The sequence below is a fragment of the Flagellimonas oceani genome (assembly GCF_011068285.1).
Lineage (GTDB): Bacteria > Bacteroidota > Bacteroidia > Flavobacteriales > Flavobacteriaceae > Flagellimonas > Flagellimonas oceani.
In genome coordinates this window covers 3,381,823-3,407,213 of record NZ_CP049616.1, presented here as the reverse complement: position 1 = coordinate 3,407,213, position 25,391 = coordinate 3,381,823, and the positions used below count along the sequence as shown (strand labels likewise).

21 protein-coding genes and 1 pseudogene are annotated in these 25,391 nt (G+C 43.7%); 11 read left to right on the top strand and 11 right to left on the bottom strand.

What is annotated here, in order from left to right:
- Positions 1-23: 23 nt before the first annotated feature.
- Positions 24-1,640, top strand: coding sequence for a phosphoenolpyruvate carboxykinase (ATP) (gene pckA, locus GVT53_RS15400; protein WP_166249384.1), 1,617 nt, complete (start codon positions 24-26; stop codon positions 1,638-1,640).
- A gap of 56 nt (positions 1,641-1,696) precedes the next feature.
- On the opposite strand, the gene GVT53_RS15395 is transcribed toward pckA, so the two are convergent.
- From GVT53_RS15395 to GVT53_RS15385, 3 genes are read right to left on the bottom strand one after another with little or no spacing between them, the layout of a single operon-like run.
- Positions 1,697-2,440 carry a uroporphyrinogen-III synthase gene (locus tag GVT53_RS15395; RefSeq protein ID WP_166249383.1) on the bottom strand — a complete coding sequence of 248 codons (744 nt, stop codon included), beginning with the start codon at positions 2,438-2,440 and terminating at the stop codon, positions 1,697-1,699.
- Positions 2,441-2,446: 6 nt separating this feature from the next.
- A complete protein-coding gene (locus tag GVT53_RS15390) occupies positions 2,447-3,103 on the bottom strand; it encodes a DUF4271 domain-containing protein (RefSeq protein WP_166249382.1) in 657 nt (218 codons plus the stop codon).
- Complete coding sequence (locus GVT53_RS15385) at positions 3,103-4,758, bottom strand: glycosyltransferase family 39 protein (protein ID WP_166249381.1); 1,656 nt, start codon at positions 4,756-4,758, stop codon at positions 3,103-3,105. Before GVT53_RS15385 ends, GVT53_RS15390 begins: the two co-directional genes overlap by 1 nt.
- A 122-nt stretch (positions 4,759-4,880) precedes the next feature.
- Between GVT53_RS15385 and GVT53_RS15380 the strand changes: the two genes are divergently transcribed.
- Genes GVT53_RS15380 through GVT53_RS15370 form a run of 3 tightly spaced genes read left to right on the top strand, consistent with a single transcriptional unit; the run spans position 4,881 to position 7,398 of the window.
- Positions 4,881-5,609: a polyprenol monophosphomannose synthase gene (locus tag GVT53_RS15380; protein WP_166249380.1), complete on the top strand. Its 729-nt coding sequence runs from the start codon at positions 4,881-4,883 to the stop codon at positions 5,607-5,609.
- 2 nt (positions 5,610-5,611) lie between these two features.
- Positions 5,612-6,946 carry a dihydroorotase gene (locus GVT53_RS15375; protein ID WP_166249379.1) on the top strand — a complete coding sequence of 445 codons (1,335 nt, stop codon included), beginning with the start codon at positions 5,612-5,614 and terminating at the stop codon, positions 6,944-6,946.
- A 2-nt stretch (positions 6,947-6,948) separates the two neighbouring features.
- On the top strand, positions 6,949-7,398 hold the full coding sequence (locus GVT53_RS15370) for a DUF4296 domain-containing protein (protein WP_166249378.1): 450 nt from the start codon (positions 6,949-6,951) through the stop codon (positions 7,396-7,398).
- Here GVT53_RS15370 and GVT53_RS15365 read toward each other — a convergent pair.
- Positions 7,382-8,386: an NAD-dependent epimerase/dehydratase family protein gene (locus GVT53_RS15365; RefSeq protein ID WP_166249377.1), complete on the bottom strand. Its 1,005-nt coding sequence runs from the start codon at positions 8,384-8,386 to the stop codon at positions 7,382-7,384. The genes GVT53_RS15370 and GVT53_RS15365 overlap by 17 nt on opposite strands.
- 85 nt (positions 8,387-8,471) lie before the next feature.
- On the opposite strand from GVT53_RS15365, the gene tyrS reads away from it, so the two are divergent.
- The gene (gene tyrS, locus GVT53_RS15360) at positions 8,472-9,767 is read left to right on the top strand and encodes a tyrosine--tRNA ligase (protein ID WP_205791727.1); all 1,296 of its coding nucleotides are present in this window, start codon (positions 8,472-8,474) and stop codon (positions 9,765-9,767) included.
- A 1-nt stretch (position 9,768) separates the two neighbouring features.
- On the opposite strand, the gene GVT53_RS15355 is transcribed toward tyrS, so the two are convergent.
- From GVT53_RS15355 to GVT53_RS15335, 5 genes are all read right to left on the bottom strand, one after another.
- Complete coding sequence (locus GVT53_RS15355; RefSeq protein WP_166249375.1) at positions 9,769-10,755, bottom strand: LuxE/PaaK family acyltransferase; 987 nt, start codon at positions 10,753-10,755, stop codon at positions 9,769-9,771.
- A 72-nt stretch (positions 10,756-10,827) separates the two neighbouring features.
- Entirely contained in the window at positions 10,828-11,154 is a 327-nt protein-coding gene (locus tag GVT53_RS15350; protein ID WP_166249374.1) for a T9SS type A sorting domain-containing protein, read from the bottom strand.
- Positions 11,155-11,302: 148 nt separating this feature from the next.
- On the bottom strand, positions 11,303-11,614 hold the full coding sequence (locus tag GVT53_RS15345; protein WP_166249373.1) for a T9SS type A sorting domain-containing protein: 312 nt from the start codon (positions 11,612-11,614) through the stop codon (positions 11,303-11,305).
- Positions 11,615-11,770: 156 nt separating this feature from the next.
- Positions 11,771-14,713, bottom strand: coding sequence for a beta strand repeat-containing protein (locus GVT53_RS21210; RefSeq protein ID WP_205791724.1), 2,943 nt, complete (start codon positions 14,711-14,713; stop codon positions 11,771-11,773).
- Positions 14,714-14,761: 48 nt separating this feature from the next.
- A complete protein-coding gene (locus tag GVT53_RS15335; RefSeq protein ID WP_166249372.1) occupies positions 14,762-17,665 on the bottom strand; it encodes a TonB-dependent receptor in 2,904 nt (967 codons plus the stop codon).
- A 178-nt stretch (positions 17,666-17,843) separates the two neighbouring features.
- On the opposite strand from GVT53_RS15335, the gene GVT53_RS15330 reads away from it, so the two are divergent.
- Positions 17,844-18,530, top strand: a complete 687-nt coding sequence (locus tag GVT53_RS15330; RefSeq protein WP_166249371.1) for a response regulator transcription factor — start codon at positions 17,844-17,846, stop codon at positions 18,528-18,530.
- Positions 18,530-19,630, top strand: coding sequence for a sensor histidine kinase (locus GVT53_RS21085; RefSeq protein ID WP_166249370.1), 1,101 nt, complete (start codon positions 18,530-18,532; stop codon positions 19,628-19,630). The genes GVT53_RS15330 and GVT53_RS21085 overlap by 1 nt, the downstream gene beginning before the upstream one ends.
- Positions 19,631-19,713: 83 nt before the next feature.
- Here GVT53_RS21085 and GVT53_RS21205 read toward each other — a convergent pair.
- Positions 19,714-20,010, bottom strand: a pseudogene (locus GVT53_RS21205) (glycosyltransferase); the annotation flags it as partial.
- Between the two features lie 721 nt (positions 20,011-20,731).
- On the opposite strand from GVT53_RS21205, the gene trmB reads away from it, so the two are divergent.
- Genes trmB through GVT53_RS15305 form a run of 3 tightly spaced genes read left to right on the top strand, consistent with a single transcriptional unit; the run spans position 20,732 to position 22,361 of the window.
- Entirely contained in the window at positions 20,732-21,400 is a 669-nt protein-coding gene (gene trmB / locus GVT53_RS15315; protein ID WP_166249368.1) for a tRNA (guanosine(46)-N7)-methyltransferase TrmB, read from the top strand.
- A 3-nt stretch (positions 21,401-21,403) separates the two neighbouring features.
- Positions 21,404-22,039: a LysE family transporter gene (locus GVT53_RS15310; RefSeq protein WP_166249367.1), complete on the top strand. Its 636-nt coding sequence runs from the start codon at positions 21,404-21,406 to the stop codon at positions 22,037-22,039.
- A gap of 1 nt (position 22,040) precedes the next feature.
- Entirely contained in the window at positions 22,041-22,361 is a 321-nt protein-coding gene (locus tag GVT53_RS15305; protein ID WP_166249366.1) for an MGMT family protein, read from the top strand.
- Here the strand turns inward: GVT53_RS15305 and GVT53_RS15300 are convergent, their stop codons facing one another.
- On the bottom strand, positions 22,362-23,924 hold the full coding sequence (locus GVT53_RS15300; protein WP_240905041.1) for an amidase: 1,563 nt from the start codon (positions 23,922-23,924) through the stop codon (positions 22,362-22,364). It abuts the gene before it with no gap.
- Between the two features lie 320 nt (positions 23,925-24,244).
- Here GVT53_RS15300 and GVT53_RS15295 point away from each other — a divergent pair, with 320 nt between their 5' ends.
- Positions 24,245-25,384, top strand: coding sequence for an Mrp/NBP35 family ATP-binding protein (locus GVT53_RS15295; protein ID WP_166249364.1), 1,140 nt, complete (start codon positions 24,245-24,247; stop codon positions 25,382-25,384).
- Positions 25,385-25,391 lie beyond the last annotated feature (7 nt).

The following is a 25,391-nucleotide window of genomic DNA, read 5'->3' as shown; positions in this document are numbered from 1 at the left end:
GTACCAATCATAAAAATTAAACTATGAAGGATTCCGCTTCAATCACGAAAACGATTTCGTTAAAATCATATGGGATAAGCCATGACAATATCCACTATCAATTGTCCCCAGAAGAGCTCCATGAGACCACTATTGATAGGGACATGGGCCAAGAGGCCTCTTCCGGTGCCTTGGCCGTCAATACCGGAGAGTTTACGGGCAGGTCCCCAAAAGACCGCTTTATCGTGAAGGATGACATTACCAAGGACAAGATCTGGTGGGGCAACATCAACATTCCTTTCGAAAGCGATAGTTTCGATGCGCTGTACGACAAGGTGATCGCCTATTTGGACACCAAAGAGCTCTACGTTCGGGATTCGTATGCCTGCGCCGATGCGGATTACCGGTTGAACATCCGGGTGATCAACGAGTACCCGTGGTCCAACATGTTCGCGTACAATATGTTCCTGCGGCCTTCGGATGAGGAACTGGAAGACTTTGACCCCGAGTGGACGGTGGTCAACGCACCGGGCTTTATGGCGGACCCGGAGGTGGACGGTACACGGCAGCACAACTTTGCCATCCTCAATTTTAGCAGAAAGATCGCCCTTATCGGCGGTACGGGCTACACGGGCGAGATCAAGAAAGGGATATTCTCCGCCCTCAACTTTATATTGCCGGTATACAAGAATACCCTGCCCATGCACTGCTCGGCCAATGTTGGTGAGTCCGGTGACACGGCCATATTCTTCGGACTATCGGGAACGGGGAAGACGACCCTTTCCACGGACCCGGACAGAAAGCTGATCGGCGACGACGAGCACGGCTGGACGCCCGACAATACGGTCTTCAATTTTGAAGGAGGCTGCTATGCCAAGGTAATCGACCTGTCAAAAGAAAAGGAGCCGGAAATCTATGGGGCCATTAAAAAAGGAGCGATATTGGAAAACGTGGTGATGGACGACAAAGGGGATGTTGATTTCACCGATACCTCCATTACGCAGAACACCAGGGTAAGCTACCCCATCCACCATATCGATAATATCCAATGGCCATCGATTGGAAAGAACGTGAAGAACATCTTTTTCCTTACCGCGGATGCCTTTGGGGTATTGCCCCCCATCTCCAAGCTGACCCCGGCCCAGGCGGCCTACCATTTTATCTCTGGCTACACGGCCAAGGTAGCGGGCACGGAAGCAGGTGTTGTGGAGCCACAGCCGTCATTTTCGGCATGTTTCGGAGCTCCGTTCATGCCCTTGCACCCTGCCAAATATGCGGAGATGCTGAGCAAGAAGATGAAGGAGTCCGGCGTGGACGTGTGGTTGGTGAACACGGGCTGGACGGGCGGACCGTACGGAGTGGGCACCCGAATGGAGCTAAAATATACCCGTGCCATGATCAGTGCGGCATTGAGCGGGAAGCTGGGACTGTACAATTACGAGAAGTACCATATCCACTCGGTGTTCGGCGTGGCCCAGCCCAGGGAGTGTCCGGGAGTGCCAACAAAGGTACTGAGCCCAAGGGCAACATGGAACGATGACGAGGCGTACTACAAAACCGCCTTTAAGCTCACCAATGCCTTTAGGGAGAACTTTAAAAAGTTTGAGGAATATGCCAGCGAGGAAATTCGAAGGGGAGGACCACAACGGTATGCCTTCTAAAAAAAAAGACGCCCTCGGATTCCGAGGGCGTTGTTGTTTTAAGACCAGTGTCAAGATTACTTGTTAACGCTGGTAATGTACTTTTGTAATGCCATGGTCATGGAAGGCGTTTCAGGTGTTGGGGCCTGAATGTCTATCCTAAGGCCGGCACTGGTTGCCGCTTTTACCGTACTGTTGCCAAAAACGGCAATTCTGGTATCGTTTTGTTCAAAATCGGGAAAGTTCTTCATTAAAGATTCAATTCCTGATGGGCTGAAGAACACTAAAATGTCGTAATACACATTTCTAAGATCGGAAAGGTCGCTGATTACCGTTTTGTAAAATATTCCTCTTTTCCAGTCGACCCCTAACTCGTCCAATAATTCTGGCACAATGGGTTTTAAGGAGTCGGAAGAAGGTAACAGGAACTTTTCGTCTTTGTACTTCTTGATCAAGGGAATCAGCTCGTTAAAAGTCCTTTTCCCAACATAGATCTTCCTTTTTCTGTACACCACATACTTCTGCAGGTAGTAGGCCACGGCCTCTGACTGACAAAAATATTTCATGGAATCCGGAACTTTGAAGCGCATTTCATCGGCAATTCTAAAAAAATGGTCCACGGAGTTTCTGCTCGTTAGGATGATTGCCGTAAAGTTGTTCAAGTCGATTTTCTGCTGTCTCACATTTTTGGCTTCCACGCCTTCAACGTGTATGAAAGGTCTAAAATCTACTTTAACTTTCTCTTTTTCAATTAATCTTGAATAGGGGGAGTTTTCGACTTTGGGTTCTGGTTGGGAAACCAAAATTGTTTTTACTTTCATAAGTTATCAACCTTTTAAATAGCTTCCAATTATCACCAAGGGTGCAATTTCGAGTGTGCAAAGGTACAAAATAAAATACATAAAATACGGGAACAGTGCTTTTTGATGGTTCTTTAATAGCTTGGTCAGGCCAATGCCATTTATAAGAAAAATCATGGCTAGCGCTACATATATGGTTGTTTTTGAGTTGGTTGTGATGTAAATCAGCAAAATATTGGCCATACAAATTATGATGCTGCTATAGTTGAGGTACGAAATTTTACTGAAAATGAGGCCGCCAACAAAACCTATGTTGTTGAAAACGAATCCCGTAAACATTTGCAGCAAGAATTTTACCAGCTCAAACAGGGCCAAAAAACCCAAAATCAATAAATAATTAATGACCGTGCCCTCTACAGGGAACAAATCAAAGGTAGTAAGTACAAGAAAAATGAACAGGGAAAAGTTGACAAGCTGAAACAAAGTCAACAATAAATAGAACCAATGCGAGAACTGTCCTTTTTTGTTATGCAGTAGGATGTATTTATCGTTAAAGGGAAGTATTATAAAATTGAGGAACTTTTTATGGAACAGATATTTGCCAAGAGCCAAAATTACCAGGCCCACAAAAAGCGTTATGGTCATCCAATCCAGTGAAACGATTGTTTTTTCAATGGGTTCCATTATTCAATTTTAACAGGTTTGCCGTTGAGGCCGGGCAAAAGGCCGTTTTCTGCAATTCCGATCCTAAAGTATGCCGGGCTTTCCATGGTGGACAAAGGTAGGTCAAAGGAATAGTAAATGGTATCTTTAGATTTCAACAAGGCTTGTTGCGGAGAAGTGTTCTCCACTTTTAAAGGTCGCATTTGCTGGACTTGTTTGTGTTTATTGGAATAGGATATGGTATATTTTAATTGCTCCAATGGCACATCAAAAGGATATGGGTTGTACACCTTGAGCGAATATTTGATTCCGGTCTCGGGCTTTTCCACGATGCACTGTAATTTTCGGTAAGATTGAAAATCGTTAATATATATCCCGTGAAAAACTGTGCTGTCCAGATGCATATAACTAATGTCGCCACTTTTTCTGTACTGGGAAACATAGAGTACCCTTTTTCCGCGCACACGCTCCTCGGAATCATCAATGGAATATTGGTTTTTACGGTACATAAAGTTGTTCAGCGATATGGCAGGGACGTCCGAATAAAACTCATACATGGAGGAACGGCGATAGGAGTTTTCAAAAATAACGGGCACACCGCCCGATTTTCTTTTTAGGTCGTTCACCCATTCTTTGTTGCCATGGGTCTCAAAATGCATGGGAAATAACGGATAATACACCATCCAAGCCCTTGCGTACATCAGAAGTACCAAACTTACCAAGCCTATTCGGTACATCCATTTTCTGCTTTTGGCATTATTTAGAAGGTGGCCAAAAGCAATTACGGCCAAAGGAATGGAGATGGCGATGGTCCATTGTGCCTGTACCCTTCGGTTAAAGCTGGAGATAAAAAAGAAAATCAGTATTCCGTAAACCAAATAAATCAATGCTTTTGAGAACTTATCGGTTGATTTATATTTGAAAAAAGCACCATACACCCAGTAAAACAAAAGGCCGATAATCACAATGTTGTTCAAGAAAAAGCCCAAGGTAAACTCATCGAACTTATAGGCTTGGTTGGGGCGTTCGTACAAATGGAAGGTGATGGAAACAAAATCGTTCTGGTAAAGCCATATAAAATGGGGAGCGTAGCAAATTAGGGCCAAAATTACCGCCAACCATGCTTTTTTGTTGAAAATGAGCTTGTAGTTGGACAATAATACGAACACAATAACGAGCACAGCATGGTACTTACTGTACATTAATGCGGCCATGACCAACCCCAATCCGACTGTGGTCAGGATGTCCTCCTTTTTCAGAAAACGCTTGTACAACCAAAGGAAAAGTGCGGTAAAAAATAAAAGGGATGTATCGGGAAGGGTTAAAAAGCCGTAGGCATTCATCAAGGTAAATGAGAACACCAGAATAAAAAAATGAACCACGTAATCCTTTTTCTTTGGGTTGTCCACTAGCAACCAGAGCAACATATAGGTTCCCGCGGACAATACACAGCTCATAAACCGCACTCCGAGCTCACCATCAAAAAGAAAACTGCTGAGCTTTATCAAAAATGCGACCATGGGCGGATGGTCAAAATAGCCCCAGGCCATGTTCTGTGCATAGTACCAATAGTAAGCTTCGTCATAAATAAGTTCCGTTACCGATGATTGCAATAGGTTGAGTACAAATAGAACGGACAAGAGAACAAAAAAAAGTCTGGGAAACTTTTGAGACATCAAATTGTGGTTTTAGACGGGCAAAGTTACAAATATTGGTCAAGTACTGTTTAAGCATGGTTCCCGATACTTGCATGTACAATTTAGAAAACCGTATTTTTGAGCATTCTAATCCAGTGCGAATGGCAGACGGCTTGGTGATTATACCTACATTCAACGAAATCGAGAACATCGAGGCCATAACAAGAACGGTCTTCGACCTTAAAAAGGACTTTAATGTTCTCGTGGTCGACGATAATTCCCCCGATGGTACTGCGGATTGTGTGAGAGCCTTGCAGAACGAATTTCCTGAACGACTTTTTTTAGAGGTTAGGAAGGAGAAATCGGGTCTGGGCACTGCCTATATCCATGGATTTAAATGGGCCTTGGAAAAAGGGTACGAATATATTTTTGAGATGGATGCCGATTTTTCACATCGTCCTGCCGACCTGTCCCGTTTGCACAGGGCATGCATCAACGGTGCCGATGTGGCCGTTGGCTCCCGCTATAAAAAGGGCGTAAACGTGGTCAACTGGCCATTGGCAAGGATCCTGCTTTCTTACGGGGCATCGTTTTATGTGAAATTGATCACGGGCATGAAAGTGCACGATCCCACGGCCGGATTTGTCTGTTACAGAAGAAAAGTGCTGGAAACCATCAATTTGGACAATGTTCGCTTTATCGGTTATGCTTTTCAGATAGAAATGAAGTACAGGGCCTACCTCAGAAAATTCAAGATTGAAGAGGTCTCGATTATTTTTACAGATCGGGTGAACGGAAAATCAAAAATGAACTCCGCAATCATCAGGGAAGCCATTTTTGGGGTGATAGCCATGAAATTTAGGAGTGTGTTTTTTAAAAAGAGCTTTTAGTTATGTCGAAAATACTGTTGAAGAATGCCAAGATCGTGAACGAGAACAGCATTTTTGAATCGGATGTATTGTTGGATGGGGATTTTATATCAAGAATCGATTCGGACATTTCGGATGCCGACGCCAGGGTGATAGATCTGGAAGGTGATCTGTTGTTGCCCGGAATCATAGATGACCAAGTGCATTTTAGGGAGCCCGGACTTACCCATAAGGGTACCATTGCAACGGAAAGTCGAGCGGCGATTGCCGGGGGCATCACCACGTTTATGGAGCAGCCCAATACCATTCCGCAGACCACCACCATTGAAAAATTAGAGGAAAAGTTTGCCATTGCCGCCAAGGATTCATCAGCCAACTATTCATTCCTTTTTGGTGGAACCAATGACAATCTGGAAGAGCTAAAACGATTGGACAAGAATGCATGTTCAGGGGTAAAATTGTTCTTGGGTTCCTCAACAGGGAATATGTTGGTGGACAATGAGGAAGTCCTGGAGAAGATTTTCAGCAATACCGAAATGGTCATCTCCGCCCATTGCGAGGACGAAGGCACCATTAGGGCCAATTTGGCCAAGTACAAAGAAATGTACGGGGACGACATCCCAATAGAAATGCACCCTATTATCCGAAGTGCGGAGGCCTGTTACCTATCTTCTTCAAATGCGATTGCGCTGGCCAAAAAAACAGGGGCAAGGTTGCACGTGTTCCATGTGTCCACAGGAATTGAAACCAATTTGTTTACGAACCAGATTCCATTGGAGGAGAAGAAAATCACCGCTGAGGTATGTATTCACCACCTTTGGTTCTCCGATGAGGATTATACCACAAAGGGAACGCACATCAAATGGAACCCGGCCGTAAAGACGGCATCCGATAGGGATAAGCTTTGGGAAGCACTCTTGGACGACCGTTTTGATGTGATTGCCACCGATCATGCCCCGCATACATTGGAAGAGAAGGACAATCCTTATATGAATGCGCCATCCGGCGGCCCTTTGGTGCAGCATGCCTTGTTGGCCATGCTCCAAAAGCATCGGGAAGGTCTCATCAGTTTGGAAAAAATGGTCGAAAAAATGTGCCATAACCCTGCAAAATTGTTTGATATTGACCGCCGTGGATTTATACGCGAAGGGTATTATGCGGATTTGGTGCAAGTGAAGCAAAACGTTAAAAATAAGGTTGAAAAAGCCAATCTTTTCTATAAATGTGGCTGGTCTCCCTTTGAAGGTGTTACTTTTGATTCCGAAGTAAAACGCACCTTTGTGAATGGTCTGTTGGCCTATGAAAACGGTAATTTTAGCGTAGAAAAGAAGGCGAAGCGGCTTACGTTCAATCGTTAGGGATGAAATACATTTTTACATACATTCTAGGTTTTGTGATTCTGGTTTCCTGTGCCGAAAAGGTAGTGGACGAACCCGAGAACCTTATCCCAAAGGAGAAAATGACCGAGATTCTGCATGATCTGGCCATATTGAATGCGGCAAAATCGGGAGCTTCCCGAAAGTTCAAGGATTCCGGTATCGATGTGATGGAGTTCCTGTATGCGAAATATGATATAGATAGCGCACAATTTTCACAGAGCGACCTTTATTACGCCTCCATTCCCTTGGAATACCAATCCATCTATAAAGATGTAGAAGCAAGATTAAGTAGGCAAAAAGATACTTTGGAAGCTATTGGCAAGCGATTGAACGATAGCATTCGAGAGGCAAATATTAGAAGAACGGATTCCTTAAAGGCCATTAGAGAACAAAAAGAAGAGAAAAACCCGGTCTCTACTTCTCCTGAATAAATTTGTCGCAGCAAAATTTTATTGCCCTGTCCAAATCTTCAAATTTAAAATCCAATTGCGACTTTATTTTTTCGCTGCTGTAGTGTTCCTTGTGGTACAATCCTTTGGCAACGGCTTTGGACAGTTTCCTTCTTTTTCCATATAGGTTGCTTCGGACCCAATCCCACCGCCAGAAAAACTCGATCATAAACCTGGAAACCTTTTTGCTCGGCGGAACCACTCCCAAGTCAGGAGCAATTTTATCGAAAAGCTCTTTGTAGGTCATGTTTTGATTGACCAATATGAAACCCTCTGTTCGGATATTCGAATTCATCAACATGGTCATGGCATTGACCACATCGGTCACAGTTACAAAACCAGTTCCACCGGGAATAAAATATGACTTTCCTTTGGAAGCGTAGGTAAAAAACGTTCCACTGCCCGATTTCCAAAATCCCGGGCCGATCACCACGCCCGGATTCACGATTACAACATTAAGCCCTTCCTGTGAGCCACGCCAAACTTCGAGTTCTGCTTCATATTTGGTAATCCCGTAAACAGAGGCCCTCGCTTCGTTCCACTCATTATCTTCGGTAGCTTCCTTTTGTTTTAAGCTCGCCCCGACCGCTGCAATGGAACTCACATAGCACAACTTTTTTACACCATTTTTTATGGAAAGGTTTACTACATTGGCTGTGCCCTCAACATTGGTGCGCTGTAGTATTTTGTAATCCTTCGGATCAAAGGAAATCAGTGCGGCACAATGGTACACGTAATCAACATCAATAAAAAGGTTGTCCAATCCACCCAGTTCGGTAATATCTGCCTGTACCCAATCGATTTTATCCATTAAAGTGGATGGGTCATCCGTATAATAACCAAAAACCTTGCGGACTTTTTCCAAGGACGCTTTGGTCCTATAATTGCTCCTGACGGTATTCCCACTACGGATCAAATGGAAAAGTAAATGGGAACCGACTAGTCCAGTACCTCCTGTAACCAAAATCATAAGGTAAAAGTACCTATTTGTACCGTAAAAATTGAGTCAAATGCCAACTTCATTTTATATTTGCAGCTATTCCAAAAAACGGATCATGACTAAGAATTTTGTTCAAGAACTACAATGGAGGGGAATGGTGCACGATGTGATGCCAGGAGCCGAGGAACACTTAATGGAACAAATGCGAGGGGCATATGTGGGCATAGACCCAACAGCGGATTCTTTGCACATTGGCCATTTGGTGAGTGTGATGATGTTGCGGCACTTTCAACTGGCAGGTCATAAACCTTACGCTCTAGTGGGCGGTGCCACGGGTATGATCGGTGATCCTTCGGGCAAGTCTGCGGAACGTAATTTGTTGGACGAAGAAACTTTGCGTCACAATCAAGAGGCGATCAAGGCGCAATTGGGCCGTTTTTTGGATTTTGAAAGTGGCGAGGATAATGCGGCCGTATTGGTGAACAACTACGACTGGATGAAAAATTTCTCGTTCTTGGAATTTATCCGTGATGTTGGAAAGCACATCACCGTAAACTACATGATGGCTAAGGATTCGGTTAAAAAACGACTTTCTTCGGATGCGAAAGAGGGCATGTCCTTTACCGAGTTTACCTATCAATTGGTTCAGGGGTACGATTTTCTGTATCTATACCAAAACCATGATTGCAGTCTTCAGATGGGCGGTAGCGATCAGTGGGGCAACATTACCACGGGCACGGAGTTGATCCGTAGGATTGGTGGCGGAAAAGGTTTTGCGCTTACCTGTCCGTTGATCACCAAGGCCGATGGGACCAAATTCGGGAAAACCGAAGGTGGAAATGTATGGTTGGATGCGGAAAGAACATCTCCTTATAAATTTTATCAGTACTGGCTGAACACTTCGGATGAAGATGCCGAGAAGTATATCAAAATCTTTACTTTTTTAAGTCAGACAGAGATTGATGCTTTGGTCTCCGAACATAAGGAAGCTCCCCACCAGAGGGCACTACAAAGGAGGTTGGCCGAGGAAGTCACTATTATGGTGCATTCCCAAGAGGATTTGGACAATGCCATTAAGGCGAGCGATATCCTTTTTGGAAAATCAACTTCGGATGATTTAAAACAACTCAACGAGAAAACATTTTTGGATGTTTTTGAAGGTGTACCGCAAGCAATCGTGGGTAAAGATGAACTTGAACCCGGTTTGGACATGATCGGCGCACTAGCGGCTAAGACAGGATTTTTGGGTTCCAATGGTGAAGCGAGAAGGGAATTGAAGCAAAATTCCATTTCCGTGAACAAGGAAAAGGTGAAAGAGGATTACCTGATAACGGCCTCCGATCTAATCAACGATAAATTTGTGCTGTTGCAACGGGGCAAGAAGAATTATTTTGTTTTGGTCGTGGAGTAGTTTACAGCACCATCAAATTACAGCCTCTTATATCTGAATCATCAAAACGGCCAAGGACTTCAAAAGTTCCATTGGAATGGACCTTGCCTAAATCCTGGGTAGCGATAAACGAACAGGAGTATAGGTTGGCAAGATCTATCACGTTAATGCCACCGGTTTTTCCGTTAGGTTGAATGCTAAGTGGATCTTCGGTGTCACGCGTTATGATTTTCATCCATGGCGGTGTATCAAAAACGCCGTTGCCTTTGGAATATCCTTGTGACAAAAGCTCGGTCATGCCATATTCGGAATGGATATGGTCAACACCCAAACCTTTTTTTAAGATTTGGTGGAGCTCATCGCGAATCAGTTCTTTACGGCGACCTTTCATGCCACCGGTTTCCATGACCATGGTATTTTTTAAGGTGGATGGAAATTGTTCCACCAGATCTAAAAGGGCAAAGGACACCCCAATGAGCAAGGTTTTGGAACCTTTTTGCTCCAATGCCATCAATTTTTGATGGAGTTCCCCGAGATTATGAAGATAAAATCCGCTGCTGGGATGTGCTGAGCGGTCAATCAAGCTTTTTACCATATAGATCAGGGATGATCCGTCTCTTTCCAAATAGGAGGGCAAAAGGGCCAGGATACAAAGTTCTTCGGGTTTCCCGTAGAACGATTCAAATGCTTTTAGAAAGCTTTCTTCGTACAGGCCAATGTCAGCTACAAAGTGTTTGCTGGTGGTGTTTTGAGTGGTTCCGCTACTGGTAAAAATGGTCTCTGCTTTTCTTTGGGTCGATACTATCTGATGGGTTTTAAAGAACGAAATGGGCAGAAAGGGAATCTCCAGATGGTCTGAGACGTGTTTGGGGTTCTTTTTTAAATGGTCACAAAAACTCCTGTAGATCGTATTGTTTTCATACTGAAACCGAAACATATCCAATGCGACCGCTTCAAATTCATCTGCATTGCCAATGCTAAAAATACGATGGGTGTCAAACTGCTTCATTTGACATCAAAAGTACCCAAAATTAAAAAGCCCTTTGGGAAAGGGCCTTAAAAATATTGAGTGGTTTTTATTTTATTTAACGACCAGTTTACGGGTCATGGTTTTTTTATTTTCTGTTACCTGGAGTACATAAACTCCGGGAACTAGTCGGGAAATGTCCAAAGTATTGGTGCTTATTCTTTCTGTGAGTACAACTTCGCCAAAAACATCGTAAACTCTGACTTCTTTGGTGCCGTTGGTTTCCGTGGAGATGTATACTTCATTTCCATAAGCAGGGTTCGGGTACATTTTAAAACCCTTGAGCTCCTGTACTGCGGGCTCGTTGTTAACTGTAACTAGGTCTTGACCGAAAGAAAGTAATGGTAAAGCCATAAGTAAAACAAAGTAGATTTTCTTCATGTATGCTGATTTGGGGTCTATGTGCAGGGTAAAAGTAGGTAAACAGGGGGTTGTAGGCTATTTTATGTTGTGAAAGCACTAAAACGGGTGGTAAAGCGTTGAAAGCTGTGGTTAAGGTATGTGCAAAGAGGGTAAGAATAGATGGGAACTACTTAACAATGAGCTTTCTAGTGGCTACTTTGTTGTGTTCAAAAACCCTTAGGATGTAAACGCCTTTGTTCAATTCGGAAAGGTTGAGTTCCCTTCCTAAAATAGTGGTTTGCAGGACCTGTGTGCCCAGTACATCAAAGACCAATATTTTTTTAGGTCCGTTTAGTTCGGTTTCAATATAGACCTTGCCTTGTGTAACGGGATTGGGGTACAGCTTAAACCCGTCAATATCCGCACTTGAACTGGCGCTTTGCTGAGAAAACCCAAGTGAACAGACAAAAAAGAAGATGACGAAGTAAAAGTGCTTCATACGTTAATGGTTGCAAACGGTATGCCACAAATATATAAAAATAGTGATGCGATTGTTGAACCATTTGACGATTAGGGTATTACTTTTCGATGAAATGCAAAAAAGAAGCCCCCGCGATCGCGGGGGCTCTTAAAATATAAGTGTCTACTAATCTTATTAGTTAGCCCAGTCAAAGATTGTTAGGTCTACTGTAGCAGCGGCATCATATGCTTCAGCTGGATCAGCATCTGCACCTTCAATTTGAACGTTGGCCAATGGACCAGCGTCGCTCATCAAGACAGAAGTGTCATATCCAACCAAAGAAAGTCCTGTAATAGTTGCACCAGATTCTTTTTTGAACTGAAGAGCTGTACCTCCAACTGTGGAAACAGCGGTCAAGTTAACCAAGCTTGGGTTTTCGTTAGCTCCATCGGCCTCAACAACAGTGGAGAAGCCAGAAGTGTGGTATACATAAGCATTGGTCAATGTACCGTTCCATCCTTCTGTCCAGTCGATAGCGTCATCTTCGTTGTTTTCCAAGTAGAAGTTGGAAGCGGAAACGGTTCCACCAAAGAACTCAACACCGTCGTCTGTTCCATTTTTGATGGCAACATTATCGATTGTGGTTCCAGAACCTACTGCATAAAGCGTAAGGCCGTTATACTGAGATTCGGTGCTGATCTGCGCACCGGCATAGTTGATGATCAAGTATTCGATGCTACCTGAATTGTCGTCATCTTCAGTACCACCATAAAGAATACCTCCTACTTCAGCTTCGGCATCCACACCTTCGGTAGTAGTGGCTTTACCGGCAATTACCAAACCGCCCCAGTCACCAGGAGTTGTGTTGGATGAGGTCATAACAACTGGATTTGCAGCAGTACCTTGTACATTGATGGTACCTCCTTTTTGAACCACGATGTAGGTTTTGGTCTCGTCACCATCTTCAACATCGGCAATGATGGTTGTTCCGGCAGGAATGTTCAACGTAGCTCCATCTTCAACACTGAAAGATTGGTTCAAGTAGTAAGTTACATCGGCATCCAATGTAAGTGTAGAGTTAAGAGAACCTGTCAATGTAGCAGATTGTGCTTCAGCATTTCCTGTAGCCCAAATAAACGTATTGATGTCAACAGAGGCAACAGCAGCATAAGTTTCTGCTGGGTCGGCATCGCCACCCTCGATTTGAACGTTGGCCAATGGACCAGCGTCGCTCATCAATACAGATGTATCATATCCATCTAGAGAAAGTCCTGTAATGGTTGCTCCAGATTCTTTTTTGAACTGAAGGGCTGTACCACCAACTGTGGAAACAGCGGTCAAGTTAACCAAGCTTGGGTTACCATTTGCACCATCGGCTTCAACAACAGTGGAGAAACCAGCTGTGTGCAATACGTAAGCATTGGTCAGTGTACCGTTCCATCCTTCTGTCCAGTCGATAGCGTCATCTTCGTTGTTTTCCAAATAGAAGTTGGAAGCGGAAACGGTTCCACCGAAGAACTCAACACCATCATCGGTACCGTTCAAGATGGCAACGTTATCGATTGTAGTAGCAGAACCTACAGCGTAAAGGGTTAGACCATTATACTGAGATTCAGTGCTGATCTGCGCACCAGCGTAGTTAATGATCAAGTATTCAATGCTACCAGAGTTGTCCGCATCGTTTGTTCCACCGTAGATGATACCACCTACTTCGGCTTCGGCATCCACACCTTCGGTAGTGGTTGCATCACCAGCAATTACCAATCCGCCCCAATCACCTGGCTCTTCGTTGGAAGAAGTCATAACAACAGGGTCGGTAGCAGTACCTTGAATATCGATCATACCACCTTTTTGTACTACGATGTATGTTTTGGTTTCAGTGCCTTCCTCAACATCGGCAACGATTCTTGTTCCAGCAGGAATAGTCAATGTAGCACCGGATTCTACGCTAAAGCTTCCTTCTAAAAAGTAGTCTACAGCGGGATCCAAAGTTAAATCGGAAGTTAGGGAACCTGTCAATTTGCTTTCTTCTATCACAAGTGCAGAGTTTACCCATCCAAACATTTCTACATCAACTGTAGCGTCACCAACGTAAGATAGGTTGGGATTGGCATCTGCACCTTCAATTTGAACGTTGGCCAATGGACCAGCGTCGCTCATCAATACAGATGTATCATATCCGTTCAAAGAAAGTCCTGTAATGGTTGCTCCAGATTCTTTTTTAAACTGAAGGGCTGTACCTCCAACTGAAGAAACAGCGGTCAAATTAACCAAACTTGGGTTTTTGTTCTCTCCATCTGCTTCAACAACAGTAGAGAATCCAGAAGTGTGAACTACATAAGCATTTGTCAATGTACCGTTCCATCCTTCAGTCCAGTCGATAGCATCATCTTCGTTGTTTTCCAAATAGAAGTTGGAAGCGGAAACAGTTCCACCGAAGAACTCAACACCATCATCGGTACCGTTAAGTACGGCAACGTTACTTATTGTTGTACCTGAACCAACAGCGTAAAGGGTTAGACCGTTGTACTGAGATTCTGTACTGATCTGCGCACCAGCGTAGTTAATGATCAAGTAATCAATGCTACCAGAGTTGTCGGCATCGTCAGTACCTCCGTAGATGATACCACCTACTTCAGCTTCAGCATCCACACCTTCGGTAGTGGTTGCGTTACCAGCAAGGATTAAACCGCCCCAGTCACCTGGCTCTTCGTTTGCGGAAGTAAGGATAACAGGGTTGCCCTCGGTACCTTGGACATCGATCATACCTCCTTTTTGAACTACGATGTATGTTTTGGTTTCGGTACCTTCCTCAACTTCGGCTGTAATTGTCGTTCCAGCAGGGATGGTCAAAGTAGCTCCGGACTCCACGCTGAAAGAACCTTGTAACACATAGGTCTCAGCTGGGTCTAGGGTCATATCCTCAGACATTGAACCTGTAAGCGTTGTAGCTGGATTTTCACATGGCTCGCAAGAACCACCACAGTCTACACCTGTTTCATCCCCGTTTTGGATGTTGTCATCACAGGTAGGCGTGGTTGGATTGTCCCCGCCATTATCGTCACCACTACAACTGGTAAAAACCAGTGCCATTGTGGCCAGCGATAACATTGAAAGTTTCAAAATTTTCGTTTTCATAAAAGAAATGGATTTAGATTAATTATTAGACTATTGTATTGATTAGCGTTAAAAAATATATTTAAGTCCTAGACTAAATGTTCTGCCCAAAGTATAAGAGCGAACTACATCGGTAATGGTCTCCCTTTGTGGAGCACCAGGTCCCAAACGTACTTCCCGGTCATCTGAAAATGCTTCCAATTCTGCTCTGCTTTCAGAGGTCAAGTAGTTTATGGACTGTTCTATTTTTGGATTTAACAAGTTTTGACCGGATAACGATACTTGAAAGTTTTGTCCGAATTGCTTACTAATTTTCGAATTCAGCACCACGAACCCTTTTTCCAAAATGGCATCGTTGTAACGGGTATCCCAATCTTCTTGAGCTCTTGCAAATCCCATGGCAAAAATCTTGTCCGAAGCATAGCTTGCGGATACGTTGGCCACCCAATCGTTGGAGGTTTCCAAGTTTAAGCTACTGTTCATGATCCAATCGGAAGCACCTTGTAAGGGGGCATTTTTATTGGTTCCGTATCTAAAGGTTTCTATAATTGCACCTTCTTCGGTGGTTCTTTCGATAAGGTCTTGCTCGTGCCACATTCTACTCGCGTTGAGTACCAAGCTTAGTGTTGGTCCCAATGGATTGCCGTCCTCGTCGTTCATTTCAGGAGTTATGATATCTATTTTGGATTCTATCTCGATACCATAGATAGTGGCTTCTTCACCTGTGTTCCTAAACGTGAACAAGGCGCCATCGGAACCACGTGCACGTACTTTGTTGATGGGGTCTTCTATGCTTTTGTAAAACAAGGAAGCAGAGATCAACTGGCCCCTAGTTGGGAAGAACTCCCATTTAAGGTCGAAGTTGTTGGCGAACGAAGCTTCCAATGCATTATCTCCAACAGTACCAAAAACTTGTTGCCCTGTAGGGGAGATGTATCGAAAAGGAGCAATTTCCTTAAACTCTGGAAGTGTAATACTACGGCTGGCAGCAAAACGAAGAGCATGCTCTTCGTTAAGTGCATATTTTATGTTTAAACTAGGATAAACGTTGGTATAATCTCTTGAAACGGAACCAACTTCACCACCAGGGGCATTGGCCACATCATAGTTTACTACGATTTCGTCTTGTTGCGCCCTAAGGCCGGCGTTAAAGTTCCAGTTTCCAAAGCCAACGTTAAAAAGGGCAAACCCTGCAATGGATTCATACTCACCTGTATATTCATCCTTTACTTCTCCAGCTTCGTTGGATTGGAAAGCTATGATTTCCAAAATATTGTTATTGAAGTTGGCATCTGTAAAGATCTGATCAAGATCATCCAATGAAGTGGAGCTTGGTCTATTGTCATCTACGTTGGAAACTCCATAAAAAGTAGATTCAAAATCTCTTGTCTTTTTTCTATAGTTTGCCCCAAGGTCAATGTAAAATCTTTTATTTTCTTCATCAATGATTTTCAGCCTATCTTTTAAAAGACCGTTGTACTCTTCATCATCAATTGTTTGGGAAAGCTTTCTTGATTCAAAGGCACTGTTTTCATAGAGAAAAGCATTTACAGGGTCTGAGGTAAAGTTGATGATGTTACGAATCCTGTTCGGCTCATCGGCGTTAAGTTTGTTGTAACTAACGGCCCAGTCCAATACATTTTTTTTCCCAAACTTGTGGTTACCAATCAACTGGGTAACAAACAAACGGGTCTGCTTGGTGTTTTGATCCCTTAAAAAATCAGAAAAATCTCCAATGGTCTCTTCCTGAATGTTACCAAAACCATTTCTACCTCCTTCTGATACTACATCATTTAAGGTATTTACAAAAAGTGTAACAGATTTTATGATGTTTTTATCATCTTGGTAGGTAAGGTCCAACATGGCATTGTTTACATGCTCTGTTTCCCACTGTTGAAAATCTGTAATGGAGTCTGTAACGGTGACCTGATCATAAATCAAAAATTCGCCAGGGCTGTAATATTTATGATTTTTGGAGTTGGACAATGTACCGAACACCTTGAACTTGTTGTCAAAAAAGGATTTTCCACCACTTATGTTGACACCCATATTGGCCGGAGTTTCAACAGTACTGGCGTCCCATGATTGGTTGGTGATTTGATCTCTGATATCGATATCGGTATCGTAAAACCCGAGAGAGGTATCTTCGTAGTTTGCGGTTACCTTAAAACCTTGCCCGTCCGAACCATCGCCGATGGCGTTGGTGTTGGCACCAACGGAAACACCCACTTCCAGTTCACTGGTTCCGGACAATTCCCTTGAGGCAATATTTATATTACCAGAAGCTTGGTCGGCAGAAGTGGCAGCAGAATAGGTCTTGCTAATACTTACGTTTTGGATTACCCTAGTTGGAAATAAGCCAAGGTCTATGTTCTTTTTTTCGATGTCATCGGATGGAATGGGAAGGCCATTAAAAGTGGTGGTCAAATATCTGTCACCAAGACCACGGACAAATACATCTCCAGAGGCCTCACTTTCGGTAACACCGGATATTTTAGTGGCGGCTGATTTTACATCGGAGATTCCCAAATTCCCCAATTCTACGGCACCAATACTTTCTTTTATCTCAATTGCACGTTTTTGGTCCAAGAGCAAGGCGGTTTCGGAATCTTTTCTGGCTACAGTGGTAACAACTACTTCATCCAGTGCCATTCCTTGCCCCGCACTCATTGGAACGTCTACGCTTGTAACTTTTCCAGCTTCAACCGTTACATCAGGAATTTCTACAGTTTCATACCCTAAATAGCTGTATACTACGGTGTAAGTACCTGGGGCAACACCGGAAATTTCATAAAGGCCATCAAAATCGGAGGTGGTTCCTATGGTGGTTCCCTTAATTACCACATTGGCAAAAGCAAGTGGCTCGTTGTTGTACTCTTGGTCGGTAAGTTTACCGACAATGCTACCCGTGGATTGCTGGGCGCTGCTCAGTGATGTTGCCAACAAGGCAAAAATCAGTAAAAAATATTTCATTATCAGGTATATATTTGGCGCAAAGAACGCCACAGGTTGTAAAAGCCGTGTTAGTTGTATGTTAAGTGTTTATTTCAGTTGTGTTACAATAAGGTTACTAGATTAAATCAACGTTAAGCGTTTATCCCGTAAGTGTATTATCTTTACATTTGGGCGATTAACACAGAAATACCATCCCATGAAAAACAAGGACATTAAGATTCTATTGGTAGACGATGAACCTGATATTCTGGAAATTATAAGCTATAACCTTTCTGCGGAAGGGTATGAGGTCTTCACCGCCAAAAATGGTGTGGAAGGCGTGGCCAAGGCCAAAAAGAAAAGTCCACACCTCATTATTATGGATGTAATGATGCCAGAAATGGATGGGATTGAAGCCTGCGAAATGATTCGAAACACGCCCGGATTGGACCATACCATCATTACTTTCCTAACTGCACGTGGTGAAGATTACTCCCAAGTTGCCGGTTTTGATGCCGGTGCCGACGATTATATTACAAAACCCATAAAGCCAAAGGTGCTGGTCAGCAAGGTGAAGGCATTGCTGCGAAGATTGAAAGACGACAAGAAGGAAGTGGAAGATATCGTTAAAGTTGGGGACATCATTATTAATAGGGAAGAGTACAAAATTGTGAACGATGGCGACGAAATGGTACTCCCAAGAAAGGAATTTGAACTCCTTTCACTTTTAACATCCAAACCAAACAAAGTCTTTAAGCGAGAAGTGATCTTGGATAAGGTTTGGGGCAACGAAGTGGTTGTGGGTGGCCGAACCATAGATGTCCATATTAGGAAACTACGTGAAAAAATCGGCGACCACCACTTTAAAACTGTTAAGGGTGTGGGGTATAAGTTTGTACTCTAATGGCCATAAAACTAAAGAAATCATACAAATTTGCGCTTCGATCTTCTTTGGTTATCACCATTTTGATCACTCTGGTATTTATAGGATTTCATATGTATGTTGACCATATAGATTGGTCACACACCCTGTTTTTTGCCTTGATAAGTTTTGGCATTTGCTTTGCCATCATCCAAATACGTGTAGAACGCTTCATTTATCGGCGAATCAAAAGAATTTATGATGATGTTTCCCTTCTGGAATCATCCTCCTTCTCCTCAAAACCTGTAACCACCGATATGCGCACCTTGGTACAGGAAATAGAAAAATTTGCCGAAGGAAAGAAAATAGAGATAGACACCCTTAAAATCCGTGAAGAATACCGAAAGGACTTTCTGGGCAATGTATCCCACGAGTTAAAGACGCCGCTTTTTACCGTACAGGGTTATATTTTGACCTTGCTCGATGGTGCCATGAAGGATAAAAAGCTCCGCAAAAAATACCTGCAACGCGCCAACAAAGGTGTAGAACGACTCATCTACATAGTTAAGGACCTTGATTTGATCACCAAGTTGGAAGCAGGTGAACTAAAGTTGGAAAGGGAAGATTTTGATGTTATCGAGCTTATACAAAACACATTTGACCTTTTGGAAATGAAAGCCGCACGCAAGGAAATATCCCTCACCTTTGATATGGAATACCCAAATCCTATTTACGTAAACGGGGACAAGGAGAAGATACAGCAGGTTATCAGTAATCTATTGGTCAACTCCATAAAATACGGTCTTCCGAAGGGAACCACAGAGGTAAGTGTGGAAAACCTCATTAAAAACAAAGTGATCGTTCGTGTAACCGATAATGGCGGAGGTATTCCCAAGCAGCATATCCCACGACTTTTTGAACGCTTTTACCGTGTGGACCAAAGTGGTAGCCGTGCCGAGGGCGGCTCAGGTCTTGGCCTCTCCATCGTAAAGCACATCGTGGAGGCCCATGGCGAAAAAATCTATGTTGAGAGCGAGGTCGATGTAGGTTCCGAGTTCTCTTTTACGTTGGAAAAGGCTTCGCTTCCAGAGGTGGAGAAGACTTCGAACAAAGAGGAAAAATCGACGCTGGATTCAAATTGAGCCAATCCATCATAATCCATTATTTGGGACAGATCTGCTAATTTAAAATCTTCCTGTTTACTAAAGGGGACAAGCCCTTGCTTTTGCATCCGTTTGGCCAAATATTCCTGCTCATACTGACCGGGGGTCGGAATAAAAAACGCCCTTTTCTCCAGTTTGGCAAGATCCATCACAGTGGTGTAGCCCGATCGGCAGAGGACTTTTGCACTTAGGTTCAGGGCCTTCTCCAATTCGTCGGATTTCATAAAGTTGTAATGCAACACTTTTCCTTTTGGAGTTTGAATCTCTTCCACAACCTGTTCATCTTCGATCTTGCCCTTTACAAAAAGAATGCTGCCTTCGAACCCCTGTAATTCATGCAAAAGTTTCTCCTCTAACATGGTGCGTTGCGGTTCGGGACCAGAGAGCAGAACCATAAGGTCGTTGACAATGGGAAGTTCTTTTTTCTCGAATCGGCTCAAAGGACCCAAATAGGCTATGTTCAATTTGGACTTTTTCAAATGGCCCAATTTTCCGGTCAAATTTGGTTTTTCCTGTACATCGGGAACCCAGCATGCATCAAACTTTTTGATGATCTTTTGATGCGCCTTGGAGCTCATCCACGTCGTGTTTCCTGATAATACATTGAGTTGGTGGGTGATGAATACACAGGGTACTTTCTTATAGTATGCACCGAGTCGATTGTCGGAAATAATTCCGTCCAGCCCATGTTCCTTCACCAATTGCTTGACTGCTTTTTTTTCTTTTGACATCGCCTTGAGTACTTTGGGCGAGTCCCAGATCATTTTTATTTTGAAGTTCTTCCCCTTTTCGGCATACGAAATCTTGTAAGAAGGCAGTTCAAAAGCAGGCAAATTTGGAAATTCCTTTTTAAGTAAGGATAATGCCACCCCGTCCGAAGCCAAATAGGGTTGGTGTCCGTGCCGTAACAATTCATGGATTATGGGGATGCACCTAGTGGCATGTCCCAGGCCCCAGTTCAATGGAGCGACCAGAATACGTTTGGAAGAATTCATAACAACAAAAAAACAAAATGCGAATTGCTTTTAGATTTCCTTAGTTTTGCCAAATCATTAATTTTTTGCTCAATTCAATACGAAAGTGGGAAGTAAGAACAAACTGAAAAGGTTCAAAGAGAACGAAACATTTGCCAATGTGGTGCAGCCCACAAGAGAGGAAGTTTTGGACGGATTCAAGTATAAGGGCGATTGGGCATCTTTTTTTGGCAATGATAATCCCATTGTGCTGGAACTGGGCTGCGGCAAGGGCGAATATACCGTTGGACTTGCCCAAATAAATCCAAACAAAAACCATATCGGAATAGATATAAAGGGAGCCAGGTTTTGGCGCGGTGCAAAAACCGCGTTGGAGGAAAAATTGGACAACGTAGCTTTTTTGCGCACCCAAATTGAATTGGTGGACCATCTTTTTGGTGAAGGCGAGGTTAGCGAAATTTGGATAACCTTTCCAGACCCACAAATTAAGTACAAACGCACCAAGCACCGAATGACGAACCCCGTATTTTTGGAGCGATATAAAAAAATCTTGAAGCCAGGAGGGCTTATCAATCTAAAAACGGATAGCGAGTACATGCACGGCTATACCCTTGGACTTTTGCAAGGTTTGGGGCACGAAATTTTGTACGCCAATCACGATGTGTACAAAAATGAGGGAGCGCCTCGCGAAGTTCTCGATATTCAGACTTTCTACGAAAATCAGTATCTTGAAAAAGGAAAACCAATTACTTACATCCAATTTAGGATCAACTAACCAATGACCCACGTACTCATTCTCTTTTTTGCCACGTTTTCGGCAGCCTTTATGGCCACCGTACCTCCCGGTTTGCTCAATATGAACGCAGCTAAGGTCAGTGTGGAAAAAGGAAAGTTGAACGGGATTATTTTTAGTTTGGGAGTTTCCAGTACCATTATGGTACAGGCCTATATTGCGGTCTATATCTCTAAGTTTTTGTACCGTAACCCTGAGGTGATAGATGTACTCTTCAAAATTGCCGTGGTTGTTTTCGCCTTTTTTGCCATTTACTTTTTTGTGATGGCAAAGCGCAACAAAGCAAAGGCACAAGCCATTAAAGAAGTCAATCTGAGCAAAAAGAACAGTTTTTTCAAGGGAGTTTTGTTGGCCGCTCTCAATCTGCTGACAATCCCCTACTACAGCGGCTTGAACGCCATGTGGAACGAAGCGGGATGGATAAAGTTCGAAGCCAAGGACATCACCACTTTTGTATTTGCCGCAGGGGCCGGAACATTTTCGGTTTTGTACCTCTATACCTTTTATTTTGATAAGATGGAGACCAAGACCAACCGTTTCTCCAAGAACTCCAACTACATTTTGAGCGCGTTGATGCTCTTGTTGCTCATAATTACCCTAATTCGAATTATGTACCGCTGATATGGAAGAAAACTTCTTTGACAAAGTCTACGAAGTCGCCAAACAGATTCCCTACGGCAGGGTAACCTCCTATGGTGCCATAGCCAAATATCTGGGAGCCGCACGCAGTGCCAGAATGGTAGGTTGGGCCATGAACAATTCCTTGGCAAAAGATGTCCCTGCGCACCGCGTAGTGAATCGCGTAGGGGTGTTAACGGGCAAGCATCATTTTGATGGAAGCAACATTATGCAGCAACTTCTGGAAAACGAGGGCATCCCAGTGAAAGACAATCAAATTGTTGACTTCCAGAAATATTTTTGGAATCCTGCCACAGAGCTTTGATCAATAGCCGGGAGGATGTAATTCATCAAAAGAAGTGTTGTCCTGAAATGCTTTGGCCAATAGTAAAATACTTTCTTCACCATACAAATTGCCCACAAAAGTCATGCTTGTAGGATGGTTCTTGTCATCCAGACCCGTCGGAACCGCAATTACGGGATGGCCTGTTAGGTTGGTGGCCAAAAGTTGGTCATTTCCAAATGTGGGCGAAATAAGCACATCGTAATCCTTCATCAAATCGTGCATTTTTTGAATAAGCACTTGGCGCTGCCTGTTTGCCTGAATATATTCCACGGCGGGAATAAACCTGCTTTGCCGCAAGGAATTGGCACGGGAACGTTGGTCCTGTTCCACCATGGTGTCAACGCCGCCCGAACGTACAAGTTCATCAAAAAAAGCACCCGCTTCGGCTCTCAGGATAATGTCAAATCCGCGATAGGGCACATCCTCTGGCATTTCAACCGCGGTGGGTTCAATGCCCAATTTCTTAAGGGATTTCAGTGCATTTCTCAGATTATCGCCTGTTTGTGTCGTGTCTTCTTCGATGTCTTTTTTCAAATAAGCCACTTTTAGTTTTTTGAAATCTTTTTTCCAATCCACGCCAAAAGGCAGATCAACGGTGGTCAGGTCATTCTTGTCCTTTCCCTGAATGGCCTCAAAAACAATGGCACAATCCTCGGCATTTCGTCCCAACGGACCAACCTTGTCCATGGACCAGCTCAAGCTCATCACTCCGTGGCGGCTCACCCTGCCGTAAGTTGGGCGGAGGCCTGTAACCCCGTTTCGCGTACTTGGGGAAGTAATGGAGCCCAAGGTTTCCGTTCCCAATGCAAAAGGAACAAGCCCGGCCGAAGTTGCGGAACCCGAACCTGCCGAAGAACCACTGGCGCCTTGAGTAGTGTCCCAGGGATTTTTGGTTTTCCCATCGAACCAAACATCGCCACGGGCCAACGCGCCTGAAACCAATTTGGCCACTAAAATGGCTCCGGCATCCTCCAGTTTTTTCACAACCGTGGCCGTTTCATCAATAATCTGGTCCTTGTACGGAGCAGCTCCCCAAGTGGTCGGGTAGCCGGGAACCGCCATCAAATCTTTCGTCCCGTAGGGAATGCCGTGCAAGATGCCGCGATACTTACCGTTTTTGATTTCCTCATCGGCACGCTTGGCCTGTGCCAATGCCAAACTATCGGTTATGCTGATGCTGCATTGGAGTGCCGGCTGATATTTTTTGAGTCGGGCCAAGAAAAATTTCGTCAGCTCCGTTGAGGTTATTTTCTGATTTTTAATCAAGGAAGCCAATTGCGGAATGGTGTAAAATGCCAATAAATCGTATGGCTCTGGAATGTCAACATTATCAGGTATTTCCCATTCCGTCCCATTGTGTTGCGTTGGCATGATAAAGCCAAATGGGGTGGGGTCAAAACGGATGGCAGGAAACACATCATTTCCCACAGGATATTTGCGCAATGAATCAAAACCGCTGCGGTTTCTTTTTAAATAGGGGTAAAGGGTATCAATATTTTTGTTCGCAAAATGAAGCCCGATCAATTTTTCCGACTTTTTCACATCCCGTTTGGTGAAAGTGTTTTTATTGGTGGAACATGAGAGCCATGTCAACGAAATAAACAAAAGAAAAATGAGGGAAATTTTGGTTTTTGGTAGCATGTTGGTCGATAATTTCAAATAGCAGCTTCTAAACTACATTTTTTCAAAAAACCAACACAATAATAAAACTCTTTTGTGCCCGGTAACCGTGTTTATTGCATTACCCTTATTTTAAAACTGATTTTTTTGAAATTCAGCACGCTAACTTCTTAATCTAAGACCAACACCGTATCTTTGTAATTTAGAATTGATTTAAACGACTGCATATAAAATCAGGATACATGAAGCTGAAAAAAGTGGACATTCTTAAGGCATTGGAAAAAATATCGGCTCCCGGCGAAGGACAGAACTTGGTGGAGAGTGGTTCGGTTACCAATGTTCAAGTTTTTGGTGATGAGGTTGAGGTGGATGTAACGATAAAAAACCCGAGTCTACAGGCAAAGAAGAAGACCGAGGTGGAAATATTGAAATGTATTCACCGAGAAGTATACGAGAAAGCAAAAATAAAGGTCAACCTAAAAGTTGAAGCCCCCGCAAAACCTAAAGTAAATCAAATAAAGGGAAACCCAATTCCGGGAATCCAGAATATCATAGCCGTAGCATCCGGGAAAGGTGGCGTAGGTAAATCTACCGTAACCGCCAATATCGCTGTTACTTTGGCCAAAATGGGCTTTAAAGTGGGACTGTTGGATACGGATATCTATGGGCCATCCATGCCCATTATGTTCGATGTGGCCACGGAGAAACCATTGTCCATCAATGTGGATGGCAAGGCCAAGATGAAGCCCATCGAAAACTATGGGGTAAAATTACTTTCCATAGGATTTTTCACCCAGCCCAACCAAGCCGTGATTTGGAGAGGGCCCATGGCTGCAAAAGCATTGAACCAAATGATCTTTGATGCTCATTGGGGCGAATTGGACTTCCTGTTGTTGGATTTGCCACCGGGAACCGGGGATATCCATTTGAGCATAATGCAATCCTTGCCCGTAACCGGTGCGGTAGTGGTGAGCACTCCGCAAGAAATCGCTTTGGCCGATGCCAGAAAAGGAGTGGCCATGTTCCAGCAAGAGGCCATTAATGTGCCCGTATTGGGAATCGTGGAGAATATGGCGTATTTTACACCAGCGGAACTGCCAGATAACAAATATCACATCTTTGGAGAGAACGGTGCAAAAAACCTATCAGAAGATTTGGATGTGCCGTTTTTAGGAGAGATTCCATTGGTACAGAGCATTCGAGAGGCCGGAGATGTTGGAAGGCCGGCAGCATTACAGACAGCGACCCCTACCGAAGAAGCCTTTGAGGAGCTTACCAAAAATGTGGTTCAGGAAGTTGTAAGAAGAAATACGGACCTTCCTCCGACCGAAGCAATAAAGATTACAACAATGGCCGGTTGTGCCGCTGTTAAAAAGAAATGAGCATGAC